The 14,532-nt window shown below is 61.2% G+C and carries 20 protein-coding genes; 7 read left to right on the top strand and 13 right to left on the bottom strand.

The window, feature by feature from the left end:
- Positions 1-55: 55 nt before the first annotated feature.
- From BJA_RS26390 to groES, 8 genes are all read right to left on the bottom strand, one after another.
- Positions 56-1,171 (bottom strand): trypsin-like peptidase domain-containing protein, encoded by a 1,116-nt coding sequence (locus BJA_RS26390; protein ID WP_011087991.1) that lies wholly within the window; start codon positions 1,169-1,171, stop codon positions 56-58.
- Between the two features lie 72 nt (positions 1,172-1,243).
- Positions 1,244-1,744 carry an Hsp20/alpha crystallin family protein gene (locus tag BJA_RS26385; protein WP_011087990.1) on the bottom strand — a complete coding sequence of 167 codons (501 nt, stop codon included), beginning with the start codon at positions 1,742-1,744 and terminating at the stop codon, positions 1,244-1,246.
- 84 nt (positions 1,745-1,828) lie between these two features.
- A complete protein-coding gene (gene hspB / locus BJA_RS26380; RefSeq protein ID WP_011087989.1) occupies positions 1,829-2,290 on the bottom strand; it encodes a small heat shock protein HspB in 462 nt (153 codons plus the stop codon).
- Positions 2,291-2,815: 525 nt separating this feature from the next.
- Positions 2,816-3,742: an RNA polymerase sigma factor RpoH gene (gene rpoH, locus BJA_RS26375; protein ID WP_011087987.1), complete on the bottom strand. Its 927-nt coding sequence runs from the start codon at positions 3,740-3,742 to the stop codon at positions 2,816-2,818.
- A gap of 165 nt (positions 3,743-3,907) precedes the next feature.
- Positions 3,908-4,366 (bottom strand): small heat shock protein HspA, encoded by a 459-nt coding sequence (hspA, locus tag BJA_RS26370; RefSeq protein WP_011087986.1) that lies wholly within the window; start codon positions 4,364-4,366, stop codon positions 3,908-3,910.
- A gap of 592 nt (positions 4,367-4,958) precedes the next feature.
- Positions 4,959-5,306, bottom strand: a complete 348-nt coding sequence (locus BJA_RS26365) for a hypothetical protein (RefSeq protein WP_011087984.1) — start codon at positions 5,304-5,306, stop codon at positions 4,959-4,961.
- Positions 5,307-5,508: 202 nt separating this feature from the next.
- Entirely contained in the window at positions 5,509-7,131 is a 1,623-nt protein-coding gene (gene groL, locus BJA_RS26360) for a chaperonin GroEL (protein ID WP_011087983.1), read from the bottom strand.
- A gap of 48 nt (positions 7,132-7,179) precedes the next feature.
- Positions 7,180-7,494 (bottom strand): co-chaperone GroES, encoded by a 315-nt coding sequence (groES, locus tag BJA_RS26355; RefSeq protein ID WP_028171493.1) that lies wholly within the window; start codon positions 7,492-7,494, stop codon positions 7,180-7,182.
- Between the two features lie 273 nt (positions 7,495-7,767).
- Between groES and BJA_RS26350 the strand changes: the two genes are divergently transcribed.
- The gene (locus BJA_RS26350; RefSeq protein WP_011087980.1) at positions 7,768-7,971 is read left to right on the top strand and encodes a hypothetical protein; all 204 of its coding nucleotides are present in this window, start codon (positions 7,768-7,770) and stop codon (positions 7,969-7,971) included.
- Between the two features lie 79 nt (positions 7,972-8,050).
- Here BJA_RS26350 and BJA_RS43225 read toward each other — a convergent pair whose 3' ends face one another.
- From BJA_RS43225 to hspE, 4 genes are all read right to left on the bottom strand, one after another.
- On the bottom strand, positions 8,051-8,374 hold the full coding sequence (locus tag BJA_RS43225) for a DUF2905 domain-containing protein (RefSeq protein ID WP_236842078.1): 324 nt from the start codon (positions 8,372-8,374) through the stop codon (positions 8,051-8,053).
- 44 nt (positions 8,375-8,418) lie between these two features.
- Positions 8,419-9,135 (bottom strand): ETC complex I subunit, encoded by a 717-nt coding sequence (locus BJA_RS26340; RefSeq protein WP_011087978.1) that lies wholly within the window; start codon positions 9,133-9,135, stop codon positions 8,419-8,421.
- Positions 9,136-9,188: 53 nt separating this feature from the next.
- Positions 9,189-9,680 (bottom strand): Hsp20/alpha crystallin family protein, encoded by a 492-nt coding sequence (locus BJA_RS26335; RefSeq protein ID WP_011087977.1) that lies wholly within the window; start codon positions 9,678-9,680, stop codon positions 9,189-9,191.
- A gap of 93 nt (positions 9,681-9,773) precedes the next feature.
- The gene (hspE, locus tag BJA_RS26330; RefSeq protein ID WP_011087976.1) at positions 9,774-10,226 is read right to left on the bottom strand and encodes a small heat shock protein HspE; all 453 of its coding nucleotides are present in this window, start codon (positions 10,224-10,226) and stop codon (positions 9,774-9,776) included.
- Between the two features lie 481 nt (positions 10,227-10,707).
- Here hspE and hspD point away from each other — a divergent pair, with 481 nt between their 5' ends.
- The 4 genes from hspD (at position 10,708) to BJA_RS26310 (ending at position 13,021) form a co-directional block, all read left to right on the top strand.
- A complete protein-coding gene (hspD, locus tag BJA_RS26325; RefSeq protein ID WP_038967943.1) occupies positions 10,708-11,163 on the top strand; it encodes a small heat shock protein HspD in 456 nt (151 codons plus the stop codon).
- A 67-nt stretch (positions 11,164-11,230) separates the two neighbouring features.
- On the top strand, positions 11,231-11,560 hold the full coding sequence (locus tag BJA_RS26320) for a hypothetical protein (protein WP_011087974.1): 330 nt from the start codon (positions 11,231-11,233) through the stop codon (positions 11,558-11,560).
- A 10-nt stretch (positions 11,561-11,570) separates the two neighbouring features.
- Positions 11,571-11,792 (top strand): hypothetical protein, encoded by a 222-nt coding sequence (locus tag BJA_RS26315; RefSeq protein WP_028160473.1) that lies wholly within the window; start codon positions 11,571-11,573, stop codon positions 11,790-11,792.
- Complete coding sequence (locus BJA_RS26310; RefSeq protein ID WP_011087973.1) at positions 11,789-13,021, top strand: glycosyltransferase family 4 protein; 1,233 nt, start codon at positions 11,789-11,791, stop codon at positions 13,019-13,021. The genes BJA_RS26315 and BJA_RS26310 overlap by 4 nt, the downstream gene beginning before the upstream one ends.
- 193 nt (positions 13,022-13,214) lie before the next feature.
- On the opposite strand, the gene BJA_RS26305 is transcribed toward BJA_RS26310, so the two are convergent.
- Positions 13,215-13,466 carry a hypothetical protein gene (locus tag BJA_RS26305; protein WP_231166504.1) on the bottom strand — a complete coding sequence of 84 codons (252 nt, stop codon included), beginning with the start codon at positions 13,464-13,466 and terminating at the stop codon, positions 13,215-13,217.
- 43 nt (positions 13,467-13,509) lie between these two features.
- Between BJA_RS26305 and BJA_RS26300 the strand changes: the two genes are divergently transcribed.
- Together BJA_RS26300 and BJA_RS26295 are read left to right on the top strand one after the other, a co-directional pair.
- On the top strand, positions 13,510-13,848 hold the full coding sequence (locus BJA_RS26300) for a PRC-barrel domain-containing protein (protein ID WP_028171497.1): 339 nt from the start codon (positions 13,510-13,512) through the stop codon (positions 13,846-13,848).
- 403 nt (positions 13,849-14,251) lie between these two features.
- Positions 14,252-14,434, top strand: coding sequence for a hypothetical protein (locus BJA_RS26295; protein WP_162185844.1), 183 nt, complete (start codon positions 14,252-14,254; stop codon positions 14,432-14,434).
- The last annotated feature ends 98 nt before the right edge of the window (positions 14,435-14,532 follow it).

Here is a 14,532-nt window from a genome sequence, read left to right as displayed (position 1 = left end):
CCCCCGAGTACTCATGCCGTACTGCTTTGAAAACCCGTCGCCGCGCCATTCGTTATCATTGATCGGCCGTGCGTCTCACGGGCACAGCTTTTGCTGGACCCACCTCGACGCTCGCGCTGCGAGCAGCGCCATTGCGTTCGAACCGAAGCTCGACGCGGCTACCGACTGGGGTAAGGCCAATCAAATTGCGAAGCTGGGACGCGCTCCGGATCGGCGTGCCATCGACAGCCTTCACGATGTCGCCCTTTTGCAGCCCCGCTTGCTCCGCCGGCGAACCACTGGCAATCTCCGCGATCAGCGCCCCTTGATAGCTCTCCTTGGCCGCAAGATCGACTCCAAGATCGCGGATGGATATGCCGATCTGGCCGCGACGAACTTCGCCGTATTGAACAAGCTGCTCCATGACGCGGCGGGCCATGTTGATCGGCACAGCGAATCCGATTCCGACGTTACCCCCGCCCGGAGAAATGATCGCCGTATTGATCCCGACAAGTTGTCCCCTCAGGTTAATCAGGGCGCCGCCCGAATTTCCGGGATTAATGGATGCGTCGGTCTGGATGAAGTCCTCATACCCTTGCTTGCCAAGGCCGGTTCGGCCGAGGGCGCTGACAATTCCCGAAGTTACGGTCTGACCCAAGCCGAAGGGGTTCCCGATCGCGATCACGAAATCACCGACCTCGATCCGATCGCTGTCACCCAACGGGATGGCCTTGAGGTTACCTCTTAGTCCTTGCAGTTGAAGAACGGCAACGTCGGTTGCAGGGTCACGCCCAACCAATTTTGCGTCGAACTTTCGTCCGTCTTTGGTCGTGACTTGGGCCTTAGAGATCTGCGCAACGACGTGATTGGCGGTGAGTACATAGCCGCGTTCGGCGTCGACGATTACGCCCGAGCCGGTTGCCTGGACTTCCTTTTCAAGCTGCTTGGGAAGATCAAAAAACTCTCGAAAGACGGGATCGCGGTAGAGCGGATTGTCCTCCTTGACCCGGGCGTGCACCGAAATGTTGACGACCGAAGGGGTGGTTTCCCTTACCACAGGCGCAAGGGTCGGGATTTGGCCGCCCCTGATGTCCGGAACCTGTGCGAGCACGGGCGACCACGCGATAGAGGCGCAAAGGAGCAAGACTGCGGCGAACCGTCGATCCTTTATTACTGATGAGTTCTTCGACATGGTGAGTAAACGAGTTTTGTAGAGGGGGAATTCCAACGTCCCGACGATCGCACGCCCGGACGTTGGAAAGTGTCAGCCATTGCGATTGATCGCGATGCGGCGGACATTTTTGGCTTCGGCGGATTTCGGCACGGTTATGGTCAGGACGCCGTTCTTGAACGCGGCCGAGACTTTGTCCTCGTCGATGCCCTCCAGCGGGATACGCCGTTCGAATCGGCCGTAGTATCGTTCGCTGAAACGACGTGCCTTGTCTTCCGATTCGGATTTTTTCTCGCCGGAGATCGAAAGAACTCCATTCGCGATTTCGAGACTGACGTCCTTCTCCTCCAGGCCGGGCAGCTCAGCGGTGATGCGCACCTCCTTGTCCGTTTCATCGATGTCGATCTGGGGCCAGCCGAGCCCGCTCAGTCCCCGGCTCGATCCGAACGGCGCAAGATCAAAGCCGCGGAATACCTCGTCGAACATCCGGTTCATCTCGCGATGCAATGTAAGAAACGGATTCACATCGGCTCCGCGGTGAATGCCGACCTCTCGTCCGCCGTTATTCCACGGAATGAGGTCCTTGATACCCATGGTGTGTTCTCCTCAATTCAGGCGACTTCCGCCGCGAATCGCCGCGGAAGTCTGTTCTTCGCTGATGTGCGCGTTGCGTGGCGGTCAGGCCGCCTTGCCGTCGATCTGCCGGACGTTCGAAGCGGACGAACCGCTGATCGAAATCCGGCGCGGCTTCATGGCCTCGGGGATCTCGCGCACCAGTTCGATCTGCAGCAAGCCGTTGTCGAACGAGGCTCCCTTGACCTGGACATAGTCCGCCAGATTGAACTGCCGCTTAAAGGGCCGAGACGAAATTCCCTGGTACAGGAACTCGCGCTGCTGTTTTTCCGACTTCCGGCCTTCGACCGTCAACACGCTTTGTTCTGCGGTGATCGCGATTTCATCGGCCGAGAAGCCAGCCACCGCCAGCGAAATCTGGTAGCGGTCTTCGCTCAGTCGCTCGACGTTGCATGGGGGATAGTTATCCTCCGTGCCGGCCTGTTGCGCGGCGTCCACAAGATCGAACAGACGGTCAAAGCCGATGGTCGACCGCCAAAGGGGAGCGAAATCGTAGGTGGTCCTCATAGCCAAATCCTCCACTGAGCAAGATGGGTACGAGCAGGCGTCGGACACCTCCGGCGCCCGTCTCCGCCGGGCCCCCGAAGGGCGCCCGGACCGCTTGTCGCGGCACGCTAAAAATTAGAAAAAGCCGATTCGATTTCAAGTGGGCGATCAACGATTTTCAGCGACCGGGGAATCCGCCGATATGGTTTTGCTCGCGGTCGCCCGGATTCTCGCGAAGAGCGATCACTTTCCGGCTCACCAAGTCATAACTACCGCGTGTCTGGCTTTCGACGTCCGCGAATTGGAGAGGATACGGGATCCGCCTCTCATGCTGCGCCCGCAATCCCACCTGTTGTCAAGACAAGTCGGTGTTGGCGATGCCGGCTCCCTCCACCGTCAACGCCGGCGAGCCGCACAACCTGTCTCGAACATCGCGGCCTGCAAGGCGACAACGACTGCTCCAGTCGCTGCGGCTGTGTTTGCCATCACGAGAAGAATGACCAACGGAGTAAACATGGCGATCGGTCCAGTGATCTTTTTGCGGGCTTAGGCCCGCGCCACCCCCTGCTTCATTTCTTTCGCGCGGGAAGACGGCGGGCCATTGGCCTCATGTCGACTTGTCAGCATCGCAGCCTTTACCTTTTGAAACGCTCGCTCCTCGATCTGGCGAACCCGTTCGCGGGATACTCCATATTCCGCGGCAAGTTCTTCAAGGGTCGTCGACTCCTCGTTCAGCCAGCGCGCGGTGAAGATGTTGCGTTCGCGAGCGTTGAGGTTGGCGAGGGCGTTAGCGAGGGCCAGACGACGCTGCTTGGCCTCCTGCTCCTCGGCCAACGTGATTTCACAAGTCGGCGCGGGATCGACAAGCCAATCCAACGTTTGTCCGCCCTCATCCTCGTCGTGGATCGGTACATTCAAGGAAGCGTCTCCACGCAGGCGGCGGTCCATGGCGACAACGTCTCGTTCAGCCACCTTGAGACGCTCAGCAATTAGCCTGACCTGCTCCGGACGCAAATCGCCGTCCTGTAGCGCAGAGATCGCGCTTTTGGCCCTCCGCAGTTTGAAGAAAAGCTTTTTCTGGCTGGCGCTCGCGGCGATCTTGACCAGCGACCAGGACCGCAGGATGTACTCCTGGATGGAGGCCCTGATCCACCACATCGCATAGGTGGCAAGGCGAACGCCCCGATCCGGATCAAACCGCCTCACAGCCTGCATCAAGCCAATGTTTCCTTCCGAGACAATTTCCGCGATCGGGAGGCCGTAACCGCGATAGCGCATCGCTATCTTGGCGACGAGCCTGAGATGACTGGTCACCAGGTGGTACGCTGCGTCGCGATCCCGGTGCTCGCGCCAGCGCCTTGCGTAGGCGAGCTCCTGCTCGGGCGTGAGCAAGGGAAACTTACGGATCTCGACTAGATATTTCGACAGCCCAGCGTCGACAGACGGGGCAGGTAGAGCGGCATTGTTAAACATCTTGCAAACCCCATTAGAGCTAAGGAATTGGACTCGTTTCATCGGGCCTCAATCGACCGGCTCGATCTCGCTTGATCGAGGGGCACGCGCACGGACACGCCGGCACAGGTGCGGCGGCCGGTAAGCGGCTCGGCCTTGTGGTGAGCCCGTCGAACAACCAAGCCGTCAGGCCGCTTCGCGCTCGATCTGCTGGACGTCGGATGCGGCCAGATTGTCAATCGGGATCCGGCGAGGCTTCATGGCGTCCGGAATCTCGCGAACCAACTCGATCTGCAGCAGGCCGTTGTCGAACCGTGCTCCCTCGACCCGGACGTGGGCAGCCAGACCGAACTGCCGCTTGAAAGGTCGCGACGAGATGCCTCGATAGACGAAGTCCCGCCGTCCTTTTTCGCCCTTGCGACCTTCGATGGTGAGCACGCTCTGTTCGGCCGTCACGGTGATTTCATCGGGGGAGAAACCGGCCAAAGCCAGCGAAATCCGATACCGGTCGTCAGACAGGCGTTCTACATTGCAGGGTGGGTAGTTGGCTTCGCCGGCGGTGTGCCGGGCCGCGTCGACCAGATCGAACACGCGGTCGAAGCCGATAGTTGATCGCCACAGGGGGCTGATGTTGTAAGTCCTCATAGCCAAATCCTCCAAGGAGCAAGATGGGTACGAGCAGGCGTCGGACACCTCCGGCGCCCGTCTCCGCCGGGCCCCTAGGGCGCCCGGACCGCTTGTCGCGGCGAGCAGAAAACTAGCAAATCGCCTTTCGGTTTCAAGTAGAGAGCGGAGAATTTTTGTCCGAAAACTAACCCAATGTTACCGAGCCACGGAGCACGTCTTCAAAATTAGGCAAAGCCATCGAGGGGTCTTCAGGGGCCTTACCAGACGCCCCTGCGTCGGTAAGCGATGCGGCAATATCGTACTGAGTTCGATCGTCAGGCGTGTAAACGCTGCAATTCCGCTTCGGCCAGTTCGACCAACCGGGTGAGCCTTTGGCGATGTTCTGCAGCGAGATCCTGTGCTTTGAGAAGTCGCCGCAATGCTCGATTGCTCTGCGTTGGCCCTCAACCACGAAGGATCGGACCCTGGCGGCCCGCTCAAATACGAGCGTCTCAGGCGGAAACCGGACGCTGGTCAGTACGTCCGACATGATCGAATAGCGAGGGGGGAGCCGGCCGGGGGATGCGATCAGCGCAATCGGTCGAGATCGCATCCCGGTGAGTGAATGAAACTAGCCGATCGCTGGTCGCTCCCTATTGCGGTCTTCCGGCATAAGCTTGATTCCCGATGGGTCCAGGATCGGTGAAAGGAGCATGTCGACCTTCAACGTGTTCACGCCGGCGCCCCACGTCAACCAGGGCATCGAATCCAGATACGGGATCGGCGGCAGCGCGATCGTCCCGAAAACCTGCCCCGACTCCGGCTTGCTGCGCGGGCCATCCACCCCCCAAGCCGCCAGCGACGGCAGGACCAGGACCGCTGTCATCGAGGCCGTGAGAATCCCGCGGACCACGCGCTGTCCGAAGGCTTGTTTGCGGTTCTCCGCATGAGCGGAGACAATGGCTTGATCTCTGATCATCTCATCCTCCAATCGGTCGAAAACTGATCCAGGCGATCGTGAGAAGGCTGAGGGCGAACATGAGCCAATGCATTACAGTCGCCCCGCTCTTGCGCGATCGAGATTGCATGCGTGTGCTCATCTGGGTCTCCTTGTGCTTTGCGTTCCTTTCTCTTTTGGTTAGTGGTTGAGCCCGGCCGGTGGCGGCCGGGCTCGATCTTGACTAGAAGTCCATCGGCGGCGCTGCGGGCGCCGGCTCGGACTTCTTCGGCTTCTCGGCGATCAGCGCTTCCGTCGTGATCAGCAGCGCGGCGACGGAAGCCGCATCCTGCAACGCGGTGCGAACGACCTTGGCGGGATCGATCACGCCTGCCTTCGCCAGGTCCTGGTATTCGCCGCTGGCGGCATTGAAGCCCCAATTGTAGCTGGAGTTCTCCAGCAGCTTACCGACCACCAGCGAGCCGTCTTCGCCGGCGTTCTGCACAATCTGCCGCGCCGGCACCTGGATCGCGCGGCGCACGATGTCGACGCCGGCCTTCTGGTCGGCATTCACGGTCTTGATGGCATCGAGCGCCTTCAGGCCGCGCAGCAGCGCGACGCCGCCGCCGGGCAGGATGCCTTCCTCGACTGCCGCCCTGGTCGCGTGCATCGCGTCATCGACGCGATCCTTGCGTTCCTTGACCTCGACTTCGGTCGCGCCACCAACGCGGATCACCGCGACGCCGCCGGCGAGCTTCGCAAGCCGCTCCTGCAACTTCTCGCGATCGTAGTCGGAGGTAGTCTCCTCGATCTGCATCTTGATCTGGGTGACGCGGGCCTCGATGTCCTTCTTGGACCCCGCACCGTTGACGATGGTCGTGTTCTCCTTGTCGATGACGACCTTCTTGGCGCGGCCGAGCATCTTGAGCGTGACGTTCTCGAGCTTGATGCCGAGATCCTCCGAGATCGCCTGGCCACCCGTCAGGATCGCGATGTCCTCCAGCATGGCCTTGCGGCGATCGCCGAAGCCGGGCGCCTTCACGGCCGCGACCTTCAACCCGCCGCGCAGCCGGTTGACGACGAGGGTCGCGAGCGCTTCACCTTCGACATCCTCGGCAACGACGAGCAGCGGCTTGCCGGACTGCACGACGGCTTCGAGCAGCGGCAGCATGGACTGCAGGGTCGACAGCTTCTTCTCATGGATGAGGATGTAGGGGTCTTCGAACTCGACCCGCATCTTCTCGGCATTGGTGACGAAGTAGGGTGACGCATAGCCGCGATCGAACTGCATGCCTTCGACCACCTCGAGCTCGGTATCGAGGCTCTTGGCCTCCTCGACGGTGATGACCCCGTCGTTACCGACCTTCTGCATGGCGTCGGCGAGAAAGCGGCCGATCTCAATATCGCCATTGGCCGAGATGGTCGCGATCTGGGCGATCTCCTCGTTGGTGGTGACTTTTTTGGCGTGCGCCTTCAAATCATTGACGATGGCTTCTACGGCCAGATCGATGCCGCGCTTGAGGTCCATCGGGTTCATGCCGGCGGCGACGGATTTCGCGCCTTCCTTGACGATGGCCTGGGCCAGTACGGTCGCGGTGGTCGTCCCGTCGCCTGCGAGGTCACTCGTCTTGGAGGCGACCTCCCGCACCATCTGCGCGCCCATGTTCTCGAACTTGTCCTCCAGTTCGATCTCCTTGGCGACGGTCACGCCATCCTTGGTGATGCGCGGCGCACCGAAGGATTTCTCGATCACGACATTCCGCCCCTTGGGGCCGAGCGTGACCTTGACCGCATTCGCCAGCGTATCCACTCCCCGCAACACCCGGTCACGGGCGTCTGTGGAGAATTTCACTTCCTTGGCAGCCATGTTCGTTGCTCCTCTCTCCTCAATGACTGTCGGCTTCGCAAGTTGTGCTCAGGCGGCCTTCTTGACCGAGCCGGTCTTGTCGACCACGCCCAGAAGATCGCTCTCCTTCATGATCAAGTAGTCCTGGCCGTCGATCTTCACTTCAGTACCCGACCATTTGCCGAACAAAACGCGGTCTCCCGGCTTGACATCGATCGGGATCAACTGGCCTTGCTCGTTTCTGCCACCGGAGCCCGCGGCGATGATCTCGCCTTCCTGCGGCTTCTCCTTTGCGGTGTCGGGAATGATGATGCCGCCGGCGGTCTTTTCCTCGGCATCAATGCGGCGCACAAGCACGCGGTCGTGCAGCGGGCGGAAATGCATACACATCCTCCATGTCAGTTCAGCGATGTCCAAAAACCGGGTCCGGGCAACCGGCCCCCGGGCGAAAACGACCTAGGATCCGAAAAACGGCCGTTCAAGAGGTCTTTTAAAAATTTTTGTCACTCCGGCCGTCTGACTGCCAACCGCGGTCTTGAACGGCGGATTTGGCTCGACCAGTTAATTGGAAAGAGATCTTCCATTCATCGCCCTCGCTCCGGAGCTGACTGCGGATTGAGGCGTCAGCGAATGTAGAACCCGCCAAGAACGACGAACATGGACGACTATCGCGACGTGGTGACTGCTGGTCTGGCGGTGCTGTGCGCAGGTCTCATGTTGGTCGCCGGCCTCCTGTACATTCTGGGTTCGTCCGACGGGTCAAAACCGGCGGAGATTGAGCCGCCAAGCCCGCAAGTCGCTGCATCGAGTCCTTTGGAGATGGCGCCGGCGAAGCACCATTCGATCGCCAATTTCAGATGAAGGCAAACTGAGGCGCGGTGCCAGAAGCACCGGCGAGGTGCACGCATGGCCAGACCAAGCTCCGCTTGGGCTGCGCTCTTCAGCGGTTCAGGACCCAATAGACCAGGCTGAGCACTGCGCTCAAAAGCAAACATGTCATCAAAGGGAAATAGAACGTCATACTCTCCCGTTCGATCACGACGTCGCCGGGCAACCGACCCAGACCGATCCGGCTGAGATAAGGCCACAGCAGGCCGGCCATTAGACTTACAATGCCGAGAGTAATCAGAAAGCGCGCCATTGTTGCCGATCCTGCGGCTTGAAGATCAAAGGCCAATTTCAGATGCCTGGGTCGTCGTCGCTTCTTTTCCTGCTTTCGCTTAGCCTTCAACACGTCCGCTTGAGTGCGATAGACCTTTGCCAAGTTAGGCGCCCCGCCGTGAGCGGGCCGACCACCTGCGCTCGAAGTCAGCTTGCCTTTCTGTCGACATGCTCGAAGGATGCTTCCGTAATCTGCGGCTCCTCGAGATCGAGTAGCGCGTCGATCACCTCCTGGAGATGGGAAGGCGTCGCCAGCAAGTTGCCTTTCGAGTGCTCCGTCTCAATCTGAGAGGCATGAAGAGCCCAGCGCCGCAGGATGTCGCGCTTTCGCGTTGGCGACAGATTGCTGTCCAGCAGCACCTGGTGCGGATCCGCGTAGCTCTCGGCAGGTTCAGCCCCAGGCCCGAACCCGTGGCGGATCACCTCCCGCCCAAGGGTCCGCTCAATCCATTCCAGCCGCCGGCGGCGCTGCTGGCTGGCGGCTGGGCCCTCAACGTCGGGATTGTCCGAAATCAGGCGCGGCTTCGCCCCCTGCGCCGGCAAGCCCTCCACTGAGTATTGCAGACCTTGGCGGCGCGCATATGCGATGGCGGCTTCGGCGGACGGGAACGAAAGTTCGACCTGCGAGAGGGGATCGTCGTCGCCGGTCCAACCCATCAGGGGTTCGATGTACGGGGCCGAGCGGCGCTCGAAACGCAGCGTCCAGCGCTGGGCGCGCGCACGTCCCGAAGTCATCGGCGAGGGGGTAGGCTTGTAGATCACGGCCTGCGCATCCGCCGGAAATACCGACTTCGTCACCACCGGCTCCGGGACGGGCCGGCGCGCCGTAAAGTCCGAATGTGCCGATAAAGGCGTGACGTTCATGAACGCCTCCTTCGAGCCGGGCGGGCGGGAGCTGGGCTCCCGTCCGCTTCGTCTTACTTTCCGTTGATTGCGATCCTTTTCACCTTCCGCTGTTCCGTAGGCGACTTCGGCAGCGTGACGGTGAGGATCCCGTCCTTGAAGGACGCGGCGACTTTATCCTGGTCGACGTCGTCGACGGGAATGCGCCGCTCGAAACGTCCGTAGTAGCGCTCGCTGAAGCGACGCTCCTTGTCTTTCGTTTCGCTCTTCTTCTCGCCGCTGATCGTCAGCACGCCGTCGGCAAGTTCGACCTCGACGTCTTTCTGTTCGATGCCGGGAAGCTCGGCGATAACTTTCACTTCCTTGTCGGTCTCGTTGAACTCGACGCTCGGCCACCCCATTGTCGCCGGCGGGGCGAACTGGCCGATATCGACGCCGCGAAACACGTCGTCGAACAGCCGATTCATCTCGCGATGCAGCGAGAGAAACGGGTTGTCTACCTCGGTGCGTCGCGCAGGCAGATTGCGGGAGCCGTTGTTCCACGGAATGAGTTCGCGTAGTGCCATTGTGGTCCTCCTTTCTTGGGTTTGGTCGTCAATGGGCCAGCAGTCCGCAGCGCGGACCTAGCCGCGCAGCGGTTCGATGGGCAGCAGCCAGTGTCAGGCCGCCTGCGTCCGATCGCTCCTCTGGTGGTCGTTGCCGGCAACGTCGATCGCGATTTGACGCGGCTTCAGCGCCTCCGGCATTTCCCGAGTCAGGGCAATCTTGAGCAGGCCGTCTTCGAACGTCGCGTCCTTGACCTGGACGTAGTCGGCCAGGTTGAATACGCGCCGGAAGGGCCGGACGGAGATTCCACGATACAGGTAGTCGCGTTCATCCTCGTCGGTCTTGCGGCCTTCGACCGTGAGCGTCGAGCGCTCTGCGGTGATCGCCACGTCGTCCGGGGTGAAGCCGACCAGCGCCAGCGAAATCCGGTACTGGTCCTCGCTGGTGCGCTCGATATCATACGGCGGGTAAGTGTCGCCGTTGTCTACCGTATCGTTCACCAGATTTAAGAGGCGGTCGAACCCGATGGTCGAACGCCAGAAGGGTGATAGATCGTAGGTTCTCATAACCACATCCTCCTCTGAGCAATATGGATAGGAGCAACATCGGATTCTGCCCGATGGCGTCTGCCGGACCCGAGAGGCATCCGGCGCCACGCTCCCGCGTGGCTGCACAAAAACTAGGATGGGGCGATTTTGTTTCAAGAGGAGTGTAGGACAGAGAAGCGACCGGCCGACGGACCGGTCATGCCACACGAAGGCTCCTGGAAAGTCGAACATCGCCGCGTCGGCCGACGACGGGCAAAGACTCGGAGCGGGCCTCATGTAGCCCCGCCCTGGTGGCACTGCGGAAGCCCGTTATCTAGACGGCCCCGGATGGCTGAAAATTTTCCGGCCCTCCCTTGAAACCAAACTCGGTTTCTCTAATTTTCGAGTCGCCGCCGCAGGGCGGCTCTCCGGGCGCCTGACGGGCTCGGCGAATCCAGAGACGGGCACCGGTCGTGTCCGGTGCCGCTCGTAACCATTTTGCTCCGTGGAGGATCTGGCTATGCGCAGTTACGACTTCTCACCGCTCTGGCGTTCGACCATCGGTTTCGACCGCCTTTTCGACCTCGCTGAATCCGCCCAGCGCGCGACCGAGGACAATTACCCGCCCTACAACATCGAACGGCTCGGCGACGATCGCTACCAGATTTCGCTCGCGGTGGCCGGCTTCTCTCCCGACGAAATCTCGGTGACGGCCGAGCAGAACGTCGTGACGATCGAGGGCAACAAGACGGACAAGACTGAACGCGAATTTATGTACCGCGGCATCTCGACCCGCGCGTTCAAGCGCCAGTTCAACCTGGCCGACTACGTTCAGGTCAAGAACGCGTCCTTCGACAACGGTCTGCTCAAGATCGAACTCGTCCGGGAGATTCCCGAGGCCATGAAGCCGCGACGGATCGCCATCAATGGAGCGACGTCGGACAACCTGCACAAGCTCGAATCCAGGGCGGCTTGAACCAGTACGTATTGCGGCGGCCCGGTCTACGGGCCGTCCATCCACTCGTCTTCGAAGGGAGGAAAACATGCGGCCGACGACCGCCACCGACAACGTCTTCGACTTCCAAGCGCTCCTGCACCCCGGCACCGTCTTCGAGCATCCCAAGGACGTGGTTAGGCATCCGTCGCTTTCGCTGGCCGAGAAGCGGGCGATCCTCGCCTCCTGGGCTTCCGACGCGTCGGCGATTGCGTCATGTCCGGGGCTTCGTGCGCCCCATGGACTGAAGGCGCCTGTCAGCATCGATGCCATCCTGGATGCATTATGCGATCTGGATGGCGGCCCACGCAATCCGCGAAATCCGCCCGGCGGAAAGCCAAAGCGACGGTTTTCCACGTCGCGGGTGCTGGCGGCGTGAGGAGGATCCCATGGAAGATATCCGTCTACCCCGTTACGTAATCGACCGTCTGGAGCAGCGCTGGACGAGCCGGTTGCAACAGGATGCGAAGACCTGGAGCATCGACAGAAAGAAGCCCGTGCAGGCGCGCCACGTCCAGACCGACGGCTCGCGGGTCATCCCCGCGCTCGGGGCCACTGAACTGGCGTCGGCCTTTAACGGGTGTGACTGGCTGTACGGGAGGAATGAATGAGGATCGCGCAGATTGCGCCGCTCTTCGAGAGCGTCCCGCCACGGCTGTATGGCGGAACGGAGCGGGTCGTTTCATATTTGACCGAGGAGCTGATCAGGCAAGGTCATCAGGTCACGCTTTTCGCCAGCGGCGATTCCATCACCTCCGCCGAACTCGTTCCGTGCGTGCCCCGGGCGTTGCGCCTCGATCCGGACGCCCGCGACCCGATCCCGCATCACGCGCTGATGCTCGACAAGGTGCGGGAGCGCGCTGACGATTTCGACATCCTGCACTTTCACGTCGACTACTTGCACTTTCCTCTGTTCCGATCGGAGTCCGGACGGACAGTGACGACGCTGCATGGCCGGCAGGACCTTGCCGATCACATGCCGTTCTATCGCTGGTTTTCGGAGATGCCGCTGATCTCCATCTCCAACGCGCAACGGGCGCCATTGCCCAGCGCGAAATTCGTCGGAACCGTATATCACGGCATCCCGGTCGATCTTCACAAGTCGACCTGGACGTCGGCGGGCGGCTACCTTGCGTTTCTTGGTCGCATCTCGCCCGAGAAACGGCCCGACCGCGCCATTGCCATTGCGCGGGCTGCGGGCGTGCCGCTTAAGATTGCGGCGAAGGTTGATAAGGTCGACGAGGCCTACTTCCAGCAGGTCATCGCGCCACTCTTGAACGGGACGGACGTCGAGTTCGTTGGCGAGATCAACGAGAGCGCCAAGACCGAGTTTCTCGGCCGGGCGGCCGGATTGCTTTTCCCCATCGATTGGCCCGAGCCGTTCGGGCTGGTCATGATCGAGGCCATGGCCTGCGGAACGCCGGTGCTTGCCTTCCGCTGCGGATCGGTCCCGGAGATCGTCGAGGACGGGCTGACCGGGCGCATCGTCTCAAGCCTCGATGAGGCGGTGCAGGCCATTCCAGAGCTGTTGGCGTTGGACCGGAAAGCGATCCGGATGCGCTTCGAGGAGCGGTTCTCCTCCCGTCGCATGGCATCGGACTACGTGAAAATTTACCACTCCATTCTCCGTAGCCACGCTGCGCGGCAGACCAAGATTTCGGCCGTTGCCGCCTTATCCGCGAAGGCCGCGCGTAGTTTGGAAGGGTCGCCCGCGATAGGTCGGCTGGATGCGCTTGAACAGGTCATCATGCGACCCGAAGAAGGTCGTCGGAAGGGCGCAGCGGGGGCGAAGCAAAAACGAACTTCAGGATGTGGCGCGAGCCTGGGGCTGGAGGCCTGAATTCCGTCGGCGTCCTTGTCCGGCGATCGCCATCACAGGGCGCTAAGATCCGCACTCCCCGTGGCTGGTCCTGAGGCGTGTGCGGCCTAGTGCCGTGCAAGCTCCGACGATGCCGCCCCAGCCTTGCCTCCGTTCCACCCTTTTGATCACCGGCCGATGCCCTTCAGGACCTGCTGCATCTGCCGATCTACGTTTACGCGGTAGCCGCCGCTCGGCCCGCGTCAGTGATCCGGTATTCGATATCGCCAGATGGAAGCGGCTCGGTTTCCACGAGACCCAGCTCCACCAGCCGTGCCACGATCTCATGGTCGAACATCGGCGGGCTGACCCAGGATTCGCCGAGCAGCTTCCTCAAAAATTCGCGCTCCAGCTCGGCCAGCTCCATCCTCGAACTCCGCTCATCCAGAACAAGGCCACCGACGCTTTCAGCCAGGAACGGGGCCATCGTCCTCCCGTTGACTCCAGAAGACAACATCCGGGAGGTCAACATGACCATGGAAGATCGCGAGACCTTCAGCCTGATCGGAAGCGACAAGGTCGAGGGCACGAATGTCTACGGGGTCGACGGCGAAAAGGTCGGCTACGTCGAGCGCGTCATGATCGACAAGATCAGCGGCAAGGTGTCGTACGCGGTGCTGAGCTTCGGCGGCCTGCTCGGCATCGGCGACGATCACTATCCGCTGCCCTGGCAGGCGCTGAAGTACGACACCAACCTCGGCGGCTATGTCACCGGCATCACCCAGTATGCCGACGAGAGCAGTTGGAATTGGAGCGACCCCGCCACCACGCGCTCCGTGAACGCCTACTACGGCGTGCCGGTGGCTTGAGGCGGCACGAGCTGTCCGATGCCGGGTCTGCCGCGAACGCGGCGCGCGGCCGTAAGGCGAGGGAAAGGAGATTTGGAAGTGGGCGATCCCGTTCGCGTGCTGGTCGTAGAGGATGAAGCTCCGATCTGTCGTCGCCACGCGGTCATCGCAATTGAAGCAAGAGAGTGCATCCACTCCGATGCCATGGGATCGGCATTCGGCGTCTGAATGACGTACGACTGCAGTTTCGATTCAAAATCAACTACCGTTTCGACTCCCATTGGCACTTGAGTTTGCGTTTGCTCGAGCGGCTTGCAGCGACAGGGTTATGGATCGACGCCGACGGGCTGATGCTGACGGTCAGAGGGCGACCTGGTAGTGGTCGAGACGGGGCGCCACTCCTGAGCAACGGCCCGTGCGAAACATGATTCATCTCGCCGGAAGTCCGGCCGCGGACAGCGTGGCCCTTCCCGGCATTGAAAGAGTGTGGATCGTTGAGACTGCGGAAAAAGTGCTTTTCCGGATGCTGGCTGACCCGATGGAGGCGCGCAGTTCGGCGAAGGCCACACATCCATCGCCCGGTGCCCAAAAGGGCAAACTGAATTAGCGGATAGCGCACCAACCTCTCAGCAGGTTTGGTGCTGGCTTGGATCCATCACAAATCGGGGAACTCCGAACTGTCGGGCGAGTTACAGAACCGCCGAG

It is taken from the genome of Bradyrhizobium diazoefficiens USDA 110 (genome assembly GCF_000011365.1).
Lineage (GTDB): Bacteria > Pseudomonadota > Alphaproteobacteria > Rhizobiales > Xanthobacteraceae > Bradyrhizobium > Bradyrhizobium diazoefficiens.
The sequence above is the reverse complement of the archived record's forward strand: the minus strand, read 5'-3'. Positions and strand labels throughout refer to the sequence as shown.